Below are 20494 nucleotides of genomic sequence, written 5' to 3'. Positions count from 1 at the left end.
AGGAAGAGGACATTGTCAAAAAAACTAGATGCATTTTTAGATGAGAACTTAACAGAATTAAAAGAGCAAGGTCTTTACAATGAAATTGACCCGGTTGAAGGACCAAACGGCGCGATCATTAAAGTTCGCGGCAAAGACCTGATCAACCTTTCTTCAAATAACTACTTAGGACTTGCGACAAACGAAGACTTGAAACAAGTAGCAAAAGACGCAATCGATAAATACGGTGTTGGCGCAGGCGCGGTTCGTACAATTAACGGAACACTTGATTTACACGTAAAATTAGAAGAAAAGCTTGCTGAATTCAAAGGAACAGCAGCAGCAATTTCCTATCAATCTGGTTTTAACTGCAACATGGCGGCGATTTCAGCTGTAATGGATAAAAACGATGCGATTCTTTCGGATCAATTAAACCACGCATCGATTATCGATGGTTGCCGTTTATCGAAAGCGAAAATCATCGCATTTAAACACTCGGATATGGAAGATTTGCGCATGAAAGCAAAAGAAGCAACAGAATCTGGCCTTTACAATAAAGTGATGGTCATCACAGACGGCGTCTTCTCGATGGATGGGGATATTGCCAAACTTCCAGAAATCGTTGAAATCGCAAAAGAATTTGATTTGATTACGTATGTGGATGATGCACACGGATCAGGCGTAACGGGCAAAGGAAAAGGAACTGTAAAACATTTCGGTCTTGAAAAAGAAATCGATATGCAAATGGGAACTTTATCTAAAGCAGTCGGCGTTGTCGGTGGTTATGTAGCCGGTAAGAAAAACCTAATCGACTGGTTAAAAGTGCGTTCACGTCCGTTCTTGTTTTCAACAGCGGTAACTCCAGGAGACGTTGCAGCGATTACTGCAGCGGTACAAATGATTATTGACTCAACAGAATTGCACGATAAGCTATGGGAAAATGGCGATTACTTGAAAAAAGGTCTAGACGCATTAGGCTTTGACATCGGTCATTCCGAAACACCAATCACACCTTGCATCATCGGCGACGAGAAGTTAACACAAGAATTTTCGAAGCGCTTATTTGAAGAAGGCGTTTATGCAAAATCAATCGTCTTCCCAACAGTTCCAAAAGGCACGGGACGCGTACGCAATATGCCAACAGCGGCTCACACAAAAGAAATGTTAGATGAAGCGATCGCGACTTACGAAAAAGTCGGCAAAGCATTAGGCGTTATCAACTAAAAAATACGAAACAAGCCAAGCGGCATGCCGCTTGGCTTGTTTTTATTTCCAAATAAAGGCGATACTGTCCAGATTGGACCAAATACTGTCCGAATCGTGCAAAATACTGTCCAAATTTCTCAAATACTGTCCAAATCAACCCGAATACTGTCCAAAGCCTTTTCTTGCGCCTCAAAATAAATCGCAGCAAAGACTTTTGCCGTCATCAACATGGCATTTTCATTAAAATCAAAGTTTTCATGATGATGCGGGTAAACCAATTCGCTATCATCCATTTTGGCGCCAACAAAAAAGTACGCGCCTGGCTTAGCTTGCGTATAATACGTAAAATCCTCAACTGGCATAATCGGATCGATTTCCACTACATGTTCATCTCCCAGCACGCCGCGTGCAGCGGCACGAACAATATCCGTTTCAGTGAGGTGATTCCAAAGCGAGTCGTAGCCCGTTTCGATGATCAATTCGGCAGTGGCGCCCATCGCTATGGCGACATTTTCCACAATTGCCCGTAAACGTTGTCCTGCAAGTATGCGAAGCTCAGGATCAAAGACACGAATGGTGCCTTCTAAAACAGCTTTGCTTGAAATAACGTTATCAGCATCACCCGCATGGAATTTACCGATAGAAACGACCAATTCTTTTAATGGATTGGCGTTACGGCTAACAATGGATTGAAGCGCGACCATAATATGGCTCGCTACTAAAATCGGGTCGATGCCTTGATGAGGTTCTGCGCCATGAGTTCCAGAACCGTGGACGGTAATTTTGATAGCATCTTCAGAAGCTTGCAAAAAGCCATCCCGCAAATAAACGCGACCCACATCCATCTTGCTCTGCAAATGAGCACCGAAAACTGCATCGACCCCGTCTAAGCAACCATCTTCAATCATGGCACGTGCCCCGCCTGGTGATAGTTCCTCACCAAATTGATGGATTAACACGATGGTTCCAGGCAAATCTTTTTGGATCGCGACCATCGCTTTTGCAAAACCAAGTAACGCAGCGGTATGTCCGTCGTGTCCACAAGCATGCATAACACCAGGGACCGTAGATTTATACGAGACATCTTTTTGATCCTCAATCGGCAACGCATCGAAATCGGCACGGAACGCGATCGTCTTGCCCGGTTTGCCACCACGAATTGTTCCAACGACCCCTCGTCCACCAACATTACGACGAACGTCAACGCCCATTGCTTCTAGTTGCTCTGCAATAAAAGCAGGAGTCGCGATTTCTTGATGCGACAACTCAGGATTCATGTGTAAGTATCTTCTAATTTCTACCATCTCTTCGAACAACGAATCGATTTGTTGTATGATTGTCATTTTCAAAACTCCTTTGATTATCAAATAAATTATCAATTATTCATAAAGTTCACTATAGTATAAGTATACAACAAGTTAAATCCATTGGAGGCTCTTAAATGAAAATTACAAAAGCGACGTTACACGCGGTCAGATTTCCTCTCAACGAACCATTTATTATTTCTTACGCAACTTATCCAGATATGCCAGCATTGATTGTCGTATTAGAAACGGATACCGGACTGACCGGCTACGGCGAAGCAGTTCCAGATGAGCATGTCACGGGAGAGTATTTTACTTCGGCATTTGAAGTGTTGAAAGAACAATTCCTCCCGGCAATTATCGGGCTGAGTCCATTCGACATCGAAGCGATTCATTCGAAAATGACTGCCTTAATGACAGGTAACTCAGCTGCAAAAGCCGCTGTGGATATTGCTTGTTATGATTTAATGGGCAAAGCAGTGGGACAGCCAGTTTACAATTTAATTGGTGGACAAGCAACTGCATATTTGGATTATCCCAAAGTGCTGAGCATCGAAGCGCCTGAAATTATGGCGGAAAAAGCGTTGCACGCTGTCGAAATGGGTTATGCTTCCTTGAAATTGAAAGTAGGCAAAGGACAAGCAAAAGAAGACGTAGAGCGAATTTTAGCTGTTCGTCAAGCAGTCGGTAGCGACGTGCCAATCCGTGTTGATGTCAATCAAGGATGGAAATCACCAGGCATTGCAGTCGCAGCGATTAAACAACTCGAGGAGGCTAACATTGCCTGGATTGAACAGCCAATCCGTATGGGGGATATTCGCGGATTAGCAGAAGTCCGGTCAAAGACAGCCGTCCCAATTATGGCTGACGAAAGTATTCAATCGATGGAAGACTTGCTAGAAATTATTCGTTTGCAAGCAGCAGATGTTATTAACATTAAGCTAATGAAATGTGCCGGCATTTTCTATGCTACGCAAATGGCGAAGACTGCTGAAGCCGCTGGCATGTTGTGCCAAATCGGTTCGATGGTAGAATCATCTGTTGCTTCAGCAGCAGGCTATCACGTTGCGATGGCACGTATCAATATCGAAAGCACAGAATTAACCGGACCATTGCTCTTTAGCGAAGAAATTGGCGATTTAACTTATGAACATCCATATGTATTGTTATCAGGCAAGCCGGGTTTAGGTATAGAAATAGATCAAGCACAGCTAGACAAACTAACAGTAAAGTCATGTGTAATTGAGTAGAAACAGAAAAACTCGCATCCCTTACAAGGGGTGCGAGTTTTTCTGTTTATAAGAGTCGAATCTACACGGCAGCTTGCGCTTTTCTGGTTGTCCAGCGCAAGCAGCCAGATTCTAGGGTCTTAAGCCACTCTCACTATGCGACTGACGAGACGTCGCTTCGCGAGAGCGTCTTACGCCCGTCGAATCTACACGGCAGCTTGTGCTTTTCTGTTAATCCGTATCTTGAATTAAACTCAAAAAGCGTTTGGTTCGTTCTTCAGTTGGGTGATTGAAAATGTCTTCCGGCTTGCCGCGTTCGACGATGCGTCCTTCGTCCATAAACAATACTTCGTCAGCGACGCCTTTGGCAAAGCGCATTTCGTGTGTCACGACAACCATTGTCATGCCTTCAGCGGCTAAATCTTTCATAACTTGTAGCACCTCCCCAACTAATTCGGGATCGAGTGCAGATGTTGGTTCGTCGAAGAGCATGACTTTCGGTTCGAGTGCTAGCGCTCGCGCAATACCGACGCGCTGTTGTTGACCACCACTCAGTTGGAACGGGTAGTCATTGATTTTTTCGCCGAGCCCAACTTTTATGAGCAATTGCTCTGCTTTTTGTTTAGCTAGTTTTTTGTTTTGTTTTTGAACAGTAATGGGTCCTTCCATGACATTTTCAAGAGCGGTCATGTGAGGAAATAAATTATAATGCTGAAAGACCATGGCGGATTGTTTACGAAAAGCCATGATTTGCTTTTTTGATAATGGTTTAGCGAAATCGACCGTTTGTTCACCAATTGTTACTAAACCCGAAGTTGGGGTTTCCAACGTATTTAGGCACCGTAGAAATGTCGTTTTTCCAGAACCAGAGGGACCAATCACGACAATTGCTTGTCCTTTTTGAACATCTGTATCGATGCCTTTTAATACTTCGAGTTGACCGAACTTTTTATGCAAATTTTTTATTGAAATCATATTGAACTCCTTACTGCATTCAGTAACCTGCGTGTATTATCTGGAAACATAACGGTCAAAACGATGTTCGAGCCTGCCTTGGACTAATGACAAGGCAAAGCAAATGACCCAGTACAGCAATGCCGCTTGACCGTATAATAGCAGGAATTCATAATTGGTTGCGGCAATTTGCTGTGCGACTCTGAACATTTCGGTAACTAAAATTAGGGAAGCAAGAGACGTATCTTTGACTAAACTGATAAAGGTATTGGACAAGGGAGGCAAAGAAACGCGCGATGCTTGTGGCAAAATGACGCGCCGCAGCGATTGCGTGTAGGACATGCCAATGGTATTGGCTGCCTCCCATTGCCCTTTTGGAATGGACAAGATCGCTGCTCGAATCACTTCAGACGCATAAGCGCCGACGTTCAGCGAAAAACCAATGACTGCTGCTGGGAATGGATCGATTGTGATGCCAAGTGTCGGCAATCCATAAAATAAGATGAACAATTGAACGAGTAAAGGTGTCCCACGAATAATGGAAACATAAACACGTGCGATAAGTTGAAAAATCTTAACTGTGGAAATTCGAGCCAGCGCTGTCAAAACCGCCAATATCAAACCGAAAATAAAAGAGATAATCGATAAAGGTAATGTAAATTGAAGTGTTGCTTCGATCAAAGGAAGAAATGAGGATTGCGCAATATCCACAAGTCGTTCCATTCTGACCGGATCAGAAAAAATACTATTCAAGTACATTTTCACCAAACCATTTTTCTGAAATTTCATCGTACGTGCCGTCTTCAATCATGTCAGCTAGTGCTTGGTTTGCTTCCTCTACTATTGCGCCGCTGCCTTTTCTAAATAGTAGCCCACTTTGTGCAGCATCTTCTGATTTATCTATTACTTTTACTTTCGCATCTGGACGTTGTTTCAGAAAATCCAAAACGGTTAAATTATCGTTAACGGTTGCATCCACGCGACCAGAATTCAATAATTCAATCGCTTGGTTAAATCCTTCAACCCCTTCAAGCTCTGCGCCAAAAGAAGTTGCTGTTTCAGCGTAGTTACTTGTGAGCGATTGTGCAGACAACTGACCTTTTAAATCTTCGAAGCTTTTAATTTCATTATTATCTTCAGCGACTACTAGGACTGCAGTCGACGTAATGTATGGATTTGAAAACTCATAGCTTTCTTGGCGTTCTGGATTAATACCGACTTGATTGGCTACCATATCAAACCGGCCAGCATCCAACCCTGCAAACATGGCATCCCATTGTGTTTCAAGGAATTCAGCTTCTACGCCGAGGCGATCAGCCACTTCACGTGCAATTTCAACATCAAAACCAGTGAGTTCTCCTGAGGCATCATGGAACGTGAAAGGCGGATATGTGCCTTCTGTACCAATGACCAACGTTCCTTCTTCTTGGACTTTAGCCAATACATCGTCTTCGGATTTATTGGCATCATCTGTCGTTGGATCTTCTTCCTTTGAACCGCTGCAAGCAGCTAAAACGAACATTATTCCTACTAATAAAAACGTTAAACTAAATTTTTTCATCAATAATCTCCTCAATTCCTTTGTAGTTTTAATCTAGATAATTTCTTTTTGAATGTGTATCTTCTTATTTTTTTCCTAAGCTAGACAACCAAAATACAAAGTTTATTTAACCTACTTGTATAGTTGGTTTTAAAGCTAAAAAAAAGAACAATTGCTGACTAAAAAAAAGAAATCCTAAAGTTGGTCTATTATAGCATGTATTTTCCTGTTCTCCAACCGTGCAGACATAGAAAATAAGTCCGAAATTTTTGGGTTATCAATGATCAAAGACTTACAAAGGCTATTTCATCAATAGAAGTAGCTATTCAGGTGGATTTCGAAGAAAATATTTGTATTTTTAAAAAGAACATCTTATAATGACTTAATAGGAAAGCTTTAATTGACAAGGTTTATAGGGATATTTTTGTGTTTTTAGACAGGACAAATGTTTTTGGGGAAAAGGAGTGTTGGAAATGGAACGAATTATGATTACGGGTGCTTTAGGACAAATAGGGTCAGAACTTGTTGGCAAAATGCGCAGCATATATGGCAATGATAATGTCTTAGCAACAGATATACGTCAAACTGCCGATCAATCAGGACCTTTTGAAATTTTGGATGTAACAGATGCACAGAGAATGTACGATTTAGCAAAAGATTTCGGTGCAGACACGATGGTTCATATGGCGGCTCTATTATCAGCGACTGCTGAAGAAAAACCATTACTTGCTTGGAACTTGAACATGGGGGGGCTTGTAAATGCACTTGAAGCCTCTCGCAAGCTAGGAATGCAATTTTTTACGCCTAGTTCTATCGGAGCGTTCGGTCCTTCAACACCTAAGAAAGATACGCCACAAGATACGTTACAGCGTCCAACAACAATGTACGGCGTTAATAAAGTAGCTGGTGAATTGCTCTGCGATTATTATCACACGAAATTTGGTGTCGATACACGCGGTGTTCGTTTCCCCGGGCTCATTTCGAACGTAGCACAACCGGGCGGCGGCACAACTGATTATGCAGTCGATATTTATTACCAAGCAATTGAAAAAGCAAGCTACACTTCATATATTGCAGAAGGAACAGCTATGGACATGATGTATATGCCTGACGCGCTGCAAGCGATTGTCGACTTAATGGAAGCAGATTCAGATCAATTAATTCACCGTAACGCATTTAACGTAACAGCAATGAGTTTCACGCCTGAAGAAATTGCAGCGTCTATCCAAAAGCACATTCCCGACTTTAAAATGTCTTACGCAGTTGATCCGGTGAGACAGGAAATTGCAGATAGCTGGCCAGACAATATCGATGCATCGGCGGCGAAAGCCGAATGGGGCTTTAAAACGTCATATGACTTAGATGCAATGACTGTCGATATGTTAGAAAAGCTAAAAAAAAAGCTTCAACTAGTTTAAGACAATAAAAAATGCCATCCGCAATTTGCGGATGGCATTTTGTGTAGATTAGAACAACAAGTGCGCAACGCCTACAACAATCGGCAAAGCGATAATTGTACGAAGCAAGAAGATGATGATCAGGTCCAGGATGTTGACAGGGATTTTAGATCCAAGTAACAATCCACCAACTTCGGACATGTAAATCAATTGTGTGACGGACATGGTAGCGACGACAAAACGTGTCATTTCAGACTCGATGTCTGCACCAAGAATAGCAGGTAAGAACATATCAGCAAAGCCAACAACCATTAATTGAGCGGCTTCAGCTGCTTCTGGAACACCGAGCAATCGCAGGTAGGGTTCAAACGGTGTACCAAGAATGCTGAATACAGGTGTATACTCGGCTAAAATCAATGCAATTGTACCAAATGCCATTACAACTGGTGCAACACCAATCCACATATCTAGTACGTTTTTAAAACCATCCTCAAAAAACTTTTTAACTGAACGATTTTCTTCAGCTTTTGTCAAAGCATTTTCAATTCCGTGAGAAGTGACATTATAGCCTTGTGGAACATCTTCAGATTGAGAATCTTGAGGTGACCCGTCCATGAACGTAGTCGATTTGTTTGTCAGTGGATAAAGGCGTGGCATGATCAATGCCAAAATAACACCTGCTAAGATAACAGTAGCGTAGTACGGAAGGAAATAGGTGCCGAGGCCGATTTCCTGTATGACTACAATAGCAAAAGTAATCGAAACAACGGAGAACGTGGTTCCGATAATCGCTGCTTCACGCTGCGTATATCTGTTTGCCTCATATTGCTTGCTTGTCAATAAAACACCAATGGTACCATCTCCAACCCATGACGCCAAAGCATCAATAGATGAGCGACCTGGCAAGCGGAAAAGTGGACGCATGATTTTTACCATTATCGTACCGAAAAATTCCAATAAGCCAAAGTTCATCAAGAGGGGAAGAAACAATCCAGCAAAAAGAAAAATAGTGAAAAGGAAAGACAGTAAACCATCTCCAGATAAAAGAAGTCCGCCGGTATTTTCATTCCAGATAGGTTCAGGACCGACTTGGAACAACACCATAACCGCAAAAACCGCGCCGAGAATCCGAACAATCGTCCAAAATAGATTGACATTAAAGAGCTTGTCGATAAATGAAACATAGTCAGTTTCATTAACTTTTTTAGTGATAAAGAACAATGAACCGAGAGCGGCTACGATTAAAATGCCCATCATAATCCACGGTACGATGGATTCGATCGCTCCAGCCATAAGGTTAGCAAGAACTGCTATAGTTACCATCCAGCCATCTTCAGTTGGAATTGGCACTAAAAACAGGAGGATTCCGAGTAAAGAAGGAATCAAAAACAATAACCATGTTGAAGTAGAAAACTTTTTCACAAATAATTCCCCTTTTCTCCGTGCATGAATACACATAATAATAACTGATTATACAACGCTTTCCCCTATGTAAACGCTTTTATAACCAATGTTTATATTATCTGAAAATGCCTTAAAAAAACACCCCCCAACTGAGAAAAAGTTGAAGGGTGTTTTTTAGAAGGATTTTTCGAAATCTTCGTGCCAGCGATAATGATAAAAACGTTCTTTGGTTAACCAGTTTTCTGTAGCAGTATCACCTTGCTGAAGCTTATGTTCCATTTCTTCCAGCATCCAAGCTGTTTGTGAAATATGAGCTTTCATGGAATTCATTTTTTGCTCACGGACTTCACGGATGTCAAAAACGACATCAGGTTGGCCGAGCATCTCCACCGTATTATTTGCAAAAGCTACGCCGTGAAGTGTTGGCCGATCTTTCATTCGGCGGACAGCACGAACAACAGCGCGTGCTGTTGCCTCATGATCTGGATGGACCGCAAAGTCCGGGTAAAAGGTGATGATTTTTGAAGGATTGAGTTCTTCAATCAAATCCGTCATCATCTTAACCATTTTCTCATCATCTTCAAACTCAATGGTTTTATCACGCAAGCCCATCATTCGAAGATCGGTTAATCCCATTGCGTCTGCAGAAGCTTGAAGCTCTTTTTTGCGGACTACAGGGAGCGATTCTCTCGTAGCAAAGGGCGGATTGCCTAAGTTGCGTCCCATTTCGCCAAGTGTTAGGCAAGCGTATGTAACAGGGGTGCCTTGTTGAATATGTGTCGTGATCGTTCCGGAAACACCAAATGCTTCGTCATCCGGGTGAGGGAAGACGACCAGCACATGACGTTCGTGTGGAATTGTCATTATGTGTCCCTCCTTTAATAACTAAACGGTGTTTCGCTAATTTCAAGCGCAACCGCTAGTTTTCCGTCTCCGGCGTGTCCGGCAAGCAACAGCCGACCCTCTTCGTCTAATTCGTAATGCGTAATGCCTTGTGCGTAGACCCAGCCATGCGGTAATTTTAGTCCAACACGGTGTGGACTGTCACCAACCACTTTTCCAAGTTCGTAATTGATCACAACGTTCCGGATAAATGCACCGGCGTTGAAAAAACTTTCGTTAAAATGTGAGGCATAAGAGCCGTTGGTTGTTTCCAAATGAAGGTAAACATCTTTACCGGCAAAAGCATCCAGCTGGACTTGTAATTTTTTTACTTCAACTAATTCCATGATGTTCCTCCTATAAAATCGGTATTCTTTCAGTATAAGGAATTATGTATGAGAATGCGATTAGGTTGCTTTGTAAAGCTAAGATTGTCCTGAGAATTCGCCCGCAGATAGGAGGCTAACAACCGCACCTCATTTCAACAGCAACAAAATTGGACCGCAAAAAAAGCGCGCCGAAGAAAATCCGGCACGCGTTTGTTCTTGCTTATAATTCAGTCACAATGACTTCAGGTTTTGTGAATTTCGAAGCGGCACCGTGCATAACTGGACCAACGTATTCGTTCAGCTTCCAGCCGTGCTGAATTGCTGTTGCGACAAAAAATTTCGCATTTAGAACAGCGTCTTTAACAGATTGCCCGTTTGCTAAGTTCGCGGTAATCGCAGCAGCGAACGTACAACCTGCGCCGTGGTTATAAGTGGTATCTGTTTTTTCAGATGTCAGTAAATAATGTGTTTTGCCATCAAACAATAAGTCTGCTGCTTTTTCATGCTGGAGCTGTTTGCCGCCTTTGATGACCACAAATTCTGCGCCGTGTGCGTGAATTTTTTCAGCGGCCGCTTGCATGTCTTCAACAGTTTTCAACACGCCCATTCCGGATAAATTGCCCGCTTCTACCAAGTTGGGTGTCACGACTTTGGCGTTTGGCAATAAATACTTTATCATGGCATCCACATTTTCAGGGAACAACACTTCGTTTTCCCCTTTGCAAGCCATAACGGGATCAATGACAACGTCTTTGATTCCAGAGTCTGCAATGGCTTTGCCGGCCATTTCAATGATGTCTACAGTTGGGAGCATACCAGTCTTCAAAGCGTCAACCCCTGTAGAAAACGCTGTTTTCAACTGGGCGTCTAGTGTATCTAATGCGATTGGATGAATCCCATGACTCCAGCCATTCTCAGGATCCATTGTGACGATGACCGTTAATGCGTTCATGCCATAAGTTCCGTGTTCTTGGAATGTTTTAAGGTCTGCTTGTATGCCTGCACCGCCAGAAGTATCTGATCCAGCAATGGTTAAGGTTTTTTTGAGTGTCATTAGGTTAGCTCCTCTAAATTGGATTGTCTTTGCCACTATTTTAACAAAATTTCGAGTGTTTACAACGAATTACGCTTATTCGGGACAAGCAGTAAAATGGTAGTTGCAACGCAAATAAGCAAAAAGGCAGTCGCAAAAATGCCCATTAAAACAAAGCCGCTTTTGAAAAGACCAATCGTAATAAGTAATGTTAGAATAGAAACAATAGCAATAATTACACCTAAACAGCCTAGTCCAGCGCGCTTTGCGCTTTCAGGAGCTGTTGTGCCTTTCGTTTTTGAAACACTCGTAATCTTTTCGCGCCAATCGGCCATCGTAATCGCTCCTTTGGACAATCGTACCATGAAGCTGGATAAATAGAACATAAGAAAGTAGGGGATATTTTGGCTAAAGATCCACGGATGACTGAAATCGAACGGTTGTTAGAAGAAATGAAAGAGCAAGGGGATACGAAAGAATCTGGCTTCTGGAAATATGCCAAACTGATGATGAGTGTTTTTCGCAATTCTTTTTTAGTGCTCATTGTGGTTTTACTATTACTTTTAGTGGCCTTGCCCCTTGGAGCTTTTTGGATGATTAAAGGCAGCACCTTCACAGAAAGTAAAGGCGCTTTTTTAGAACAGATTCAGGACTTGAATGAACTGTCCACAGCGGAAGCTTTTTCGAAAGTGATTATCGAACGCGAGGACAATTCATTATTTGGTCAGGAGATTGGCCTCGATTTGCCTGGTACAAAACGGCAATTATTGGTCATTATTCCAGGGTCAGTACGAGCTGGAATTGATTTTTCCAAAGTATCTGAAGACGATATAGTACTCGATGAAGATGCTCAAACAGCGACATTAACATTGCCCCCAGCAGAATTTCTAGGAGGACCGGAATTGTTTATGGATCAAGTAGAAGTTTATTCGTATGAAGGGCTGTTTCGCAGCGGGGCTGACATTTCTGAAGCTTACGAACTGGCAGAAGAAGCTAAAAAGTTGATGCTTCAAGAAACGGAAGGTCAAGGTGTGTTACAGACGGCCGAAGATAATGCTGCGCGTTCTGTTCAAGAGATGTTCGGCTTGGTCAATTATGATGTTACAGTCGAGTTCGAGGAGTGATGGAGTTGAAAAAACAAATTTTTCACAACGATTGGCAGCAGGTCATCGGTAAAGAATTCGACAAACCGTATTATTTGGAGCTGCGTGCGTTTTTGAAAGAAGAATACGCTGAGCAAACGATTTATCCTGCAATGGAAAATATTTGGTCGGCCTTTGAACATACTGCCTATCGCGATGTAAAAGTCGTTATTCTCGGACAAGATCCATATCATGGTCCCAACCAAGCACATGGACTTAGTTTTTCTGTTTTACCCGGAGTAGCGCATCCGCCAAGCTTACGGAATTTGCTGAAAGAATTAAAAGAAGATATTGGTTGCGAAAAACCAAAAGATGGCACTTTAACGAAATGGGCCGACCAGGGCATTTTAATGATGAACAGCGTATTGACAGTAAGAGCAGGAGAAGCACATTCGCATCGCAACAAAGGCTGGGAGACGTTTACGGACAGCGTGATTGGTAAATTGTCCGAGCGCGAAGAGCCAATTGTTTTTATATTATGGGGCAAACCTGCCCAAATGAAAAAACGACTGATTGACCTCGATAAACATGATGTGCTTGAAGCGCCTCATCCAAGTCCGCTCAGCGCCCATCGTGGATTTTTTGGCAGTCGGCCTTATTCAAAAGTGAACAGTCTGTTACAAAGCCGTGGACAACAGCCTATTGATTTTTGTTTGGACTGAACTCTAGCAGGTGGACGTGTTAAACTGGAATTAAATCAAAACGGAGAGGGGCTGTATCATGGCCATCGATACGACGCGTATTTTAAATGAAATCGACAAGCATACGACGCGTGCTCGGGATGGCGATTCTTCAAAGTTTCGCGACTCAGTCGTAGCCATTCGTGCATTATGCGATTTGTTGTTAGAAGACGAGCAACCGATGAGCGACATTCAAACCCCACGTGCCGTGCCGCTTTCTTCCCCTCAGCCGCAAACGCAGACAGTATCTGCCGTCAACAAGCTGAAAGAAGAAGACGCAAACGGCGATTCGCTGTTTGAATTTTAAATGGAAAGAGGAAGTCAACTATGAAGTTTTTCTTAATTGCTGGAGCGGTTAACGCTCTTTTATCTGTAGCGTTCGGCGCATTTGGCGCACACCTTTTAGAAGGTCGTGTTGCAGACAAGTATTTGGATACATGGCAAACTGCCGTACAGTATCAAATGTTTCACTCGATTGGCTTGATTGTTGTCGCAATCTTGATGAGTTCAACGCTACTCGGATCACTCAGTTCATTAAGTTGGGCCGGTTATTTAATGCTTGCCGGAATTGTTATTTTCTCAGGTAGCTTATACGTATTAAGTTTGACGGGAATCGGAGTTCTTGGCGCTATTACGCCAATCGGAGGCATTGCGTTTATCGCCGCTTGGATCATGGTCATTATCGCTGCAGCTAAAGCATTATAATGACGTTGAAAAGGGCAATTCGCTTCGCGCGAATTGCCCTTTTTTTGAGTCGTTTTGCCGATTGGACAGTAAAGTATATGATTCGGACAGTATTCGATGGAATTCGGACAGTATTTGTCGCGAAACGGACAGTATTTTGTTCCATTCGGACAGTATATCCAAATAATTGGAATAAATTCATAAAAGTTTGCTGGAAATCTCTTCACGAGGTGCGGTCACAAAAATTCAAATAGAAAAAGTCGCCTAAAGGGCGACTTTTCAATATAGATCAATTAAACTTCTAACATTTTAGTTGTGCGTTCGGCATCTAGGCGTGTGCCTACATAGAATGAACCAAATTCTGCGTAACGCGCGCTGACTTCGTCAAAACGCATTTCGTAGATCAACTTTTTGAATTGAAGAACGTCGTCTGCAAACAAAGTAACGCCCCATTCGTAGTCATCAAAGCCGACAGATCCAGAAATGATCTGTTTGACTTTACCAGCATAGCTACGGCCGATTTTACCATGAGATAGCATTAATTCTTTACGTGTATCCATTGGGAGCATGTACCAGTTATCATCACCGTCGCGACGCTTGTCCATTGGATAGAAGCAAATATACTGCGAACGTTGAAGTTCTGGGTATAGACGAGAACGGATATGTGGATTTTGGTAAGGATCTTCATCTGATTTTCCGGCAAGGTAGTTAGAAAGCTCAACAACTGAAACGTATGAGTACGTAGGAACTGTATAAGCAATCAATGTCAATTTGTTGTATTCTGTTTCAAGTTCGTTTAATTCGTCCATCGTTTCACGCAACATCATTAACATCAAGTCAGCTTTTTGGCCAACAATTGAATACAAGGCATGTGCGCCGGTTTTATTTTCATCAGCTTGGTTGATTTTGTCCATGAATGCTTGGAATTCGTCGATCGCGAATTGGCGTTCTTCGTCCGTTAGCATTTTCCACGAAACCCAGTCCATTGAGCGGAAATCATGGAGAACGTACCAGCCGTCTAATGTAATTGCAGCTTCATTCATTACTCAAACACTCCTTTTAATGTAAATCTCTCATCAATCAGTTTATCACACTGGCCATACAACTTCCTTTAAAACAAATGGCTGTCACTAATTTGACATGACGTCCACGGGTTTTCAGCGCTTGCTGAAAAGAGTAAACTAGAGACATGGAATTGCAGAAAGAGGAGAAAAAAATATGCCGTTATTTTTTGAAGAAACAGCTTGGCGTTTTTGGAATCAATCGTTAAGCGCGAAAAGTCGCTCTGCACTTGAATCATTTGCAGCAGACGACACATTATGCGAGTTGGTGGGGGCGGGAAAGAGCGCGCCAACCGTTCGAACATGGGTGCACGACGATACGGTAGTGTTAGGAATCCAAGATCATCGTTTGCCGCATATTGAAAAAGGCATGGATGTATTAAAAGACCATGGCTTTACGCCGATTGTACGGAATTCAGGAGGACTGGCAGTTGTGCTGGATGCCGGCGTTTTAAACATCTCGCTCGTGCTATCGGAAAAAGACAACGCCATCGATATCTCAGCGGGTTACGACTTGATGCTCGATTTGGTGCGTGAATTATTCCCTGAAGCGGATATTGACGCCTACGAAATCGTGGGATCGTATTGTCCAGGCTCTTACGATCTCAGCATTGGGGGTCGGAAATTCGCGGGCATTTCACAGCGCCGAATTCGTCGCGGCATCGCTGTTCAAGTTTATTTATGTATTGAAGGTAGTGGCGCACAGCGTGCAGAGGTCATTCGTGACTTTTACAAAGCGGGACTCCAAGGCGAAGAAACAAAGTTTGCCTATCCTGAAATAAAACCAGAAACAATGGCATCGCTTAGTGAACTATTGGCAAGACAAATTACTGTCCAAGAAGTTGTTGTAGATTTACATGCTTTGATGGGGTCACCAGTACCGATGGCGCTACAGCCTGATGAAACAGAGTTATACGGATTTTATTTAGATCGTGTAGTTGAGCGGAACCGAAAAATGCTAGAACGTCCTCTTGAATAGCATTGTGGCGCTGGTGTAGAATAGCTGTTACATGAAAAAACGGAGGTGCGCGGGTGAGTTACGCAACACAAAAATTAGCCGAAGAAAAAGTCTTTAAAGATCCAGTTCATCGATATGTCCACGTGCGCGACCAAGTGATTTGGGACTTGATCAATTCGCGCGAAGTTCAGCGTTTGCGCAGGATCAAGCAATTGGGCACTTCATATTTAGTCTTTCACGGGGCGGAACATAGTCGGTTCAACCATTCGCTTGGCGTTTATGAAATCGTCCGCAGGATTTCGGATGATATTTTTCACGGTCGTCCAGAATGGGATGAAAATGAACGGTTAGTGGTGTTGTGCGCAGCGCTTCTTCACGACTTGGGACACGGTCCGTTTTCGCATTCATTTGAAAAAGTTTTCTCTGTCGATCACGAAGAATTTACACGGAAAATCCTGCTTGGAAATACTGAGGTTAACGAAATTCTTCAGAACGTGTCACCAGAGTTTCCGACGAAAGTGGCAGAAGTTATCGCTAAAACGTATTCAAATAAACAGGTTGTGTCGTTGATTTCTAGTCAAATCGACGCGGATCGCATGGATTATCTTCAGCGCGATGCTTATTATACAGGGGTTTCGTACGGTCATTTTGATATGGAGCGAATTCTACGGGTGATGCGCCCACTAGGGGATCAAGTGGTGATCAAATCGAGTGGGATGCATGCAGTTGAGGATTACATCATGAGCCGCTATCAAATGTATTGGCAAGTGTATTTCCATCCAGTTGCGCGCAGTGCAGAAGTGATTTTACGGAAAATCCTTCAACGGGCAAAAGAATTGAGTGGAAATGGCTATAAATTCGAACAACCTCCAACTCATTTCTTATCATTTTTTGACCGCAGTTTTACGTTGAAAGACTATTTGGCGCTAGATGAAGGCGTCTTAATGACTTATTTTCAATTATGGATGACCGAACGCGATCCGATTCTTTCGGACTTGTGCGACCGATTTGTCAACAGGCGTTTGTTTCAATATGTCGATTTTGACCCAGCCAAGAATTACAAGAAGCTGGGCGAGTTGACCGAATTGTTTCGTTCTGCCGGCATAGACCCAGAGTATTATTTGATTGATGATTCAACTTCTGACTTGCCTTATGATTTTTATCGCCCGGGTGAAGAAGAAGAACGTTTGCCAATTCATTTGTTAATGCCAAATGGTGATATTAAAGAATTATCACGCTTGTCACAAATTGTGGATGCGATTTCAGGTAAACGCAGAACGGATTATAAATTGTATTTTCCAGCTGAACTATTGATCGACGGCAAAAAGACAGCCATCAAGCAGCAGATTTTGGAAATGCTTCGAGAAGGAGGGGTCTAGTTGCTCCAAGAACACGCAAAAATTGTGGACTTTATTGCCACTGCAGAAGGTGTAACCGGTCGCAAGAAATTGCAGAAAATGATTTACATCATGAAGAAGCTGGACATTCCGTTTCAGGAAAAATACGAGTTTCATATTTATGGACCGTATTCAGAGGAATTGACTGCTCGTGTAGAGGAGTTATGCGACATGGGATTTTTATCAGAGGCATTAGAGGATAAAGGTTCTTATGTTCAATATAAATATACGGTAACAGAAGAAGGTCAGGAGTTTCGCAAGGTTTTGGGCACCTCTATTTTAGAAAACCCAGCGACTGCTGAAAAACTGAACGCCAAAAGTGGCCGTTTTTTAGAGTTAACCGCAACACTCTTGTATTTCGATAATTTACCTCATCAGGAACAAATTGACAAGCTACACATCGTCAAAGGAAAACTTAACTTTACAGTAGAAGAGATAGAAGATTCTTTTGCCTTTATTGCGGAATTGAGTTCATAACAAGCAGCAAACGAAAAAACTCCCGTAACGGGAGTTTTTTGGCTATTTTATGGGAAATGTCTAATCTAGCTTTTATCGGAGCTGACCAGGCACTTTCACTTTTCTATGGTCCAGTTGCAAGTGCCTAGCTCCTCGGGACATAAGCCAACCCAACTGTGTGGCAGAGAGCGCCACACTGCTGGTCCGTCTTATGCCTGTCGGAGCTGACCAGGCACTTTCACTTTTCTATTGATCCAGCTGCAAGTGCCTAGCTCCTCGGGACATAAGCCAACCCAACTGTGTGGCAAAGAGCGCCACACTGCTGGTCCGTCTTATGCCTGTCGGAGCTGACCAGGCACTTTCACTTTTCTATGGTCCAGTTGCAAGTGCCTAGCTCCTCGGGACATAAGCCAACCCAACTGTGTGGCAGAGAGCACCACACTGCTGGTCCGTCTTATGCCTATCGGAGCTGACCAGGCACTTTCACTTTTCTATTGATCCAGCTGCAAGTGCCTAGCTCCTCGGGACATAAGCCAACCCAACTGTGTGGCAGAGAGCACCACACTGCTGGTCCGTCTTATGCCCGTCGGAGCTGAACAGGCACTTTCACTTTTCTATGGTCCAGTTGCAAGTGCCTAGCTCCTCGGGTCATAAGCCACGCTAGCTGTGCGGCTGAAAACACGCCGCTTCGCCAGCGCGTCTTATGCTTGTCGAAGCTGAACGGCCATTTCCGCTTTTCGAGTTGTCCAGTTCCAGCAGCCAGATTCTCGGGTTATAAGCCACGCTAGCTGTGCGGCTGAAAACACGCCGCTTCGCCAGCGCGTCTTATGCCCGTCGAATCTACACGGCTGCTTTCACTTTTCTTTATTGATCGCTAAAGAGTTTGCCTTTTGTGCCGTAATCTGTTTTTTTCATGTCTTCGATAAAGACGGTTACGTTTTCGATTGGTGCGCCTGTCGTTTCAGAAACGGCTTCGGATACCTTTTCAACAAGTGCGCGTTTCTGGTCTTCTGTGCGACCTTCGAGCATTTTTACAGTAACGTATGGCATAATGAATACAGCTCCTTTTCTTAAGAATACTATCATCATAGCAGAACGGAGGATTCAGACAATGGCGAATGAAGAAAAACCAAAACAAAAAGTAGGATTTACCATTATAAAAAATGATCCAACGGACGGCCATAAAGGTTATGGCATTGGGTCTCTATCTTTGGAGAATGTTTCTCCCTTATTTATTGACGTAGAAGAGCAAGAAGCGTTTATTGATATCGGTGCCATGCATGCCCGCAGTGAAGTAGAGCGCGGCATTAAATTTACAACTAACCGAGAAGATTCGGCAGGTGGCAAAGATTATTGGCTTGTGTGGATCACCATCGATTTTAATCCGGTAGGCCCTTATTACGCCGGAGTTGCAGCGTGTGAAATGGTCGTCAATCGTGAAAAACGAAGAGGCTACAAAATTTTAGCAGATCACGTGAACCGCATGGACAAATCAATGAAACGCAAAATTCTTGTGGACCAAATGGATGAGCCATCAAAACGCGTACTGGCCGACTATTTAGAATCGCATAACGCAGAAATGTGGAACAATAGCTCAGAGCAACTTCATCAAGACTTAGGTAGATGATAAAAAACGTGTTCATGTGATAATAAAATGCTTTTTGAACAGAGTATGACATTTCAAATTGCGTCTACCGGATGGTTGAAGTTGTTTATAAAAGGCAGTACACTAGAACTACAGCTTTTCAATAGAAAGCTAGGACACCTGATAGCGAGCAAGTGCCGTGAGCCATTGCGATAAAACCCAAGCCCAATGCCTCATGTCTCTTTCTCCGCACCATCAGGATTTAAAAAGGTTTTCTGTGCAGGGAAAAAGTTCCCTGCACAGAAAACCTTTTTATTTTTAGTGTAGTGCAGCTTTGAGCGGGTAAAGAGGAGTATGAAATAAATATTGCACTTTTTTGGAAAACACTTATACTTTTTTAAGTGGATTTTATTCAGAATGAAAAGGAGTTTGGTTATAGATGGCAGGATTTTGGTATACAGAAAAGCAAACAGAAAACTTTGGGATTACGATGAAAATCAATAAAACCCTTCATACAGAACAAACAGATTTTCAATATCTTGAAATGGCAGAAACAGCAGAGTGGGGCAATATGCTATTTTTAGACGGCATGGTCATGACTTCTGAAAAAGACGAATTTGTTTATCACGAAATGGTTGCACACGTTCCCTTGTTTACACACCCGAACCCAGAAAACGTTTTAGTCGTTGGCGGCGGTGATGGCGGCGTAATTCGTGAAATTTTAAAGCACCCGTCTGTTAAAAAAGCGACACTTGTCGACATTGATGGAAAAGTAATCGAGTACTCGAAAAAATTCTTGCCGAGCATTGCGTCAGGCTTAGAAGATTCACGCGTAGAAGTAATTGTTGGAGACGGATTTATGCATATTGCAGAATCAGATAACGAATTTGACGTGATTATGGTAGATTCAACAGAGCCTGTTGGACCCGCTGTAAACTTATTCTCTAAAGGTTTTTATGCAGGAATTTCAAAAGCCTTAAAAGAAGACGGTATTTTCGTCGCGCAATCGGACAACCCGTGGTTTAAAGCAGATTTGATCAAGCAAGTGCAAAGTGATGTAAAAGAAATTTTCCCAGTTACTAGTCTGTACTTGGCGAACATTCCAACATACCCAAGTGGTTTGTGGGCGTTCACGATTGGTTCGAAAAAGTACAACCCACTAGAAGTACCAGCAGAACGTTTCCATGAAATCGACACGAAATACTACACGCCAGAGTTACACAACGCTGCGTTTGTATTACCGAAATTCGTGAAAGATTTGACAGGAGAATAAC

General features: G+C 42.9%; 23 protein-coding genes. 12 read left to right on the top strand and 11 right to left on the bottom strand.

Annotated features, from left to right (window positions below):
- Nucleotides 1-12: 12 nt before the first annotated feature.
- On the top strand, nt 13-1203 hold the full coding sequence (locus tag AJGP001_RS14235) for a glycine C-acetyltransferase (RefSeq protein ID WP_058384400.1): 1191 nt from the start codon (nt 13-15) through the stop codon (nt 1201-1203).
- 119 nt (nt 1204-1322) lie between these two features.
- Here the strand turns inward: AJGP001_RS14235 and AJGP001_RS14230 are convergent, their stop codons facing one another.
- Nucleotides 1323-2528 carry a M20 metallopeptidase family protein gene (locus AJGP001_RS14230; protein ID WP_078080678.1) on the bottom strand — a complete coding sequence of 402 codons (1206 nt, stop codon included), beginning with the start codon at nt 2526-2528 and terminating at the stop codon, nt 1323-1325.
- Between the two features lie 98 nt (nt 2529-2626).
- Here AJGP001_RS14230 and AJGP001_RS14225 point away from each other — a divergent pair, with 98 nt between their 5' ends.
- A complete protein-coding gene (locus tag AJGP001_RS14225) occupies nt 2627-3739 on the top strand; it encodes a mandelate racemase/muconate lactonizing enzyme family protein (RefSeq protein ID WP_071153012.1) in 1113 nt (370 codons plus the stop codon).
- A 210-nt stretch (nt 3740-3949) separates the two neighbouring features.
- On the opposite strand, the gene AJGP001_RS14220 is transcribed toward AJGP001_RS14225, so the two are convergent.
- The 3 genes from AJGP001_RS14220 to AJGP001_RS14210 are packed head-to-tail and all read right to left on the bottom strand — an operon-like array spanning nt 3950 to nt 6233.
- On the bottom strand, nt 3950-4693 hold the full coding sequence (locus AJGP001_RS14220; RefSeq protein WP_078080677.1) for an amino acid ABC transporter ATP-binding protein: 744 nt from the start codon (nt 4691-4693) through the stop codon (nt 3950-3952).
- Nucleotides 4694-4729: 36 nt separating this feature from the next.
- The gene (locus AJGP001_RS14215; protein ID WP_058386841.1) at nt 4730-5431 is read right to left on the bottom strand and encodes an amino acid ABC transporter permease; all 702 of its coding nucleotides are present in this window, start codon (nt 5429-5431) and stop codon (nt 4730-4732) included.
- The gene (locus AJGP001_RS14210) at nt 5418-6233 is read right to left on the bottom strand and encodes an amino acid ABC transporter substrate-binding protein (protein WP_071153013.1); all 816 of its coding nucleotides are present in this window, start codon (nt 6231-6233) and stop codon (nt 5418-5420) included. The genes AJGP001_RS14215 and AJGP001_RS14210 overlap by 14 nt, the downstream gene beginning before the upstream one ends.
- Before the next feature lie 452 nt (nt 6234-6685).
- On the opposite strand from AJGP001_RS14210, the gene AJGP001_RS14205 reads away from it, so the two are divergent.
- Nucleotides 6686-7630, top strand: a complete 945-nt coding sequence (locus AJGP001_RS14205; protein WP_058384405.1) for an L-threonine 3-dehydrogenase — start codon at nt 6686-6688, stop codon at nt 7628-7630.
- Between the two features lie 48 nt (nt 7631-7678).
- Here the strand turns inward: AJGP001_RS14205 and AJGP001_RS14200 are convergent, their stop codons facing one another.
- From AJGP001_RS14200 to AJGP001_RS14180, 5 genes are all read right to left on the bottom strand, one after another.
- On the bottom strand, nt 7679-9031 hold the full coding sequence (locus AJGP001_RS14200; RefSeq protein ID WP_071153014.1) for a YjiH family protein: 1353 nt from the start codon (nt 9029-9031) through the stop codon (nt 7679-7681).
- 156 nt (nt 9032-9187) lie between these two features.
- The gene (bshB2, locus tag AJGP001_RS14195) at nt 9188-9877 is read right to left on the bottom strand and encodes a bacillithiol biosynthesis deacetylase BshB2 (protein ID WP_071153015.1); all 690 of its coding nucleotides are present in this window, start codon (nt 9875-9877) and stop codon (nt 9188-9190) included.
- A 14-nt stretch (nt 9878-9891) separates the two neighbouring features.
- The gene (locus AJGP001_RS14190) at nt 9892-10242 is read right to left on the bottom strand and encodes a YojF family protein (RefSeq protein WP_058384408.1); all 351 of its coding nucleotides are present in this window, start codon (nt 10240-10242) and stop codon (nt 9892-9894) included.
- 202 nt (nt 10243-10444) lie between these two features.
- Entirely contained in the window at nt 10445-11278 is an 834-nt protein-coding gene (gene pdxK, locus AJGP001_RS14185; RefSeq protein WP_071153016.1) for a pyridoxine/pyridoxal/pyridoxamine kinase, read from the bottom strand.
- Between the two features lie 59 nt (nt 11279-11337).
- On the bottom strand, nt 11338-11592 hold the full coding sequence (locus tag AJGP001_RS14180) for a hypothetical protein (RefSeq protein ID WP_071153017.1): 255 nt from the start codon (nt 11590-11592) through the stop codon (nt 11338-11340).
- Nucleotides 11593-11661: 69 nt separating this feature from the next.
- Here AJGP001_RS14180 and AJGP001_RS14175 point away from each other — a divergent pair, with 69 nt between their 5' ends.
- The 4 genes from AJGP001_RS14175 to AJGP001_RS14160 are packed head-to-tail and all read left to right on the top strand — an operon-like array spanning nt 11662 to nt 13784.
- On the top strand, nt 11662-12381 hold the full coding sequence (locus AJGP001_RS14175) for a DUF4230 domain-containing protein (RefSeq protein ID WP_071153018.1): 720 nt from the start codon (nt 11662-11664) through the stop codon (nt 12379-12381).
- Nucleotides 12381-13061: a uracil-DNA glycosylase gene (locus AJGP001_RS14170; RefSeq protein WP_071153019.1), complete on the top strand. Its 681-nt coding sequence runs from the start codon at nt 12381-12383 to the stop codon at nt 13059-13061. The genes AJGP001_RS14175 and AJGP001_RS14170 overlap by 1 nt, the downstream gene beginning before the upstream one ends.
- A gap of 58 nt (nt 13062-13119) precedes the next feature.
- Nucleotides 13120-13386, top strand: a complete 267-nt coding sequence (locus AJGP001_RS14165; protein WP_071153020.1) for a YwdI family protein — start codon at nt 13120-13122, stop codon at nt 13384-13386.
- Between the two features lie 20 nt (nt 13387-13406).
- Entirely contained in the window at nt 13407-13784 is a 378-nt protein-coding gene (locus AJGP001_RS14160) for a DUF423 domain-containing protein (RefSeq protein WP_071153021.1), read from the top strand.
- A gap of 272 nt (nt 13785-14056) precedes the next feature.
- On the opposite strand, the gene hemQ is transcribed toward AJGP001_RS14160, so the two are convergent.
- Nucleotides 14057-14806: a hydrogen peroxide-dependent heme synthase gene (gene hemQ, locus AJGP001_RS14155; protein WP_058384415.1), complete on the bottom strand. Its 750-nt coding sequence runs from the start codon at nt 14804-14806 to the stop codon at nt 14057-14059.
- 175 nt (nt 14807-14981) lie between these two features.
- Between hemQ and AJGP001_RS14150 the strand changes: the two genes are divergently transcribed.
- From AJGP001_RS14150 to AJGP001_RS14140, 3 genes are read left to right on the top strand one after another with little or no spacing between them, the layout of a single operon-like run.
- On the top strand, nt 14982-15803 hold the full coding sequence (locus AJGP001_RS14150; protein WP_071153022.1) for a lipoate--protein ligase family protein: 822 nt from the start codon (nt 14982-14984) through the stop codon (nt 15801-15803).
- A 53-nt stretch (nt 15804-15856) separates the two neighbouring features.
- On the top strand, nt 15857-17161 hold the full coding sequence (locus AJGP001_RS14145; protein WP_058384417.1) for an HD domain-containing protein: 1305 nt from the start codon (nt 15857-15859) through the stop codon (nt 17159-17161).
- Complete coding sequence (locus AJGP001_RS14140; protein ID WP_058384418.1) at nt 17162-17656, top strand: YwgA family protein; 495 nt, start codon at nt 17162-17164, stop codon at nt 17654-17656.
- A gap of 843 nt (nt 17657-18499) precedes the next feature.
- Here the strand turns inward: AJGP001_RS14140 and AJGP001_RS14135 are convergent.
- The gene (locus tag AJGP001_RS14135; protein ID WP_038704761.1) at nt 18500-18685 is read right to left on the bottom strand and encodes a 2-hydroxymuconate tautomerase; all 186 of its coding nucleotides are present in this window, start codon (nt 18683-18685) and stop codon (nt 18500-18502) included.
- Nucleotides 18686-18746: 61 nt separating this feature from the next.
- Here AJGP001_RS14135 and AJGP001_RS14130 point away from each other — a divergent pair, with 61 nt between their 5' ends.
- Both AJGP001_RS14130 and speE read left to right on the top strand, forming a co-directional pair.
- Nucleotides 18747-19262: a YwhD family protein gene (locus AJGP001_RS14130; protein ID WP_071153023.1), complete on the top strand. Its 516-nt coding sequence runs from the start codon at nt 18747-18749 to the stop codon at nt 19260-19262.
- Nucleotides 19263-19659: 397 nt separating this feature from the next.
- Nucleotides 19660-20493 carry a spermidine synthase gene (gene speE, locus AJGP001_RS14125; protein WP_078080676.1) on the top strand — a complete coding sequence of 278 codons (834 nt, stop codon included), beginning with the start codon at nt 19660-19662 and terminating at the stop codon, nt 20491-20493.
- Nucleotide 20494 lies beyond the last annotated feature (1 nt).

It is taken from the genome of Planococcus faecalis (assembly GCF_002009235.1).
Taxonomy (GTDB): domain Bacteria; phylum Bacillota; class Bacilli; order Bacillales_A; family Planococcaceae; genus Planococcus; species Planococcus kocurii.
The sequence above is the reverse complement of the archived record's forward strand: the minus strand, read 5'-3'. Positions and strand labels throughout refer to the sequence as shown.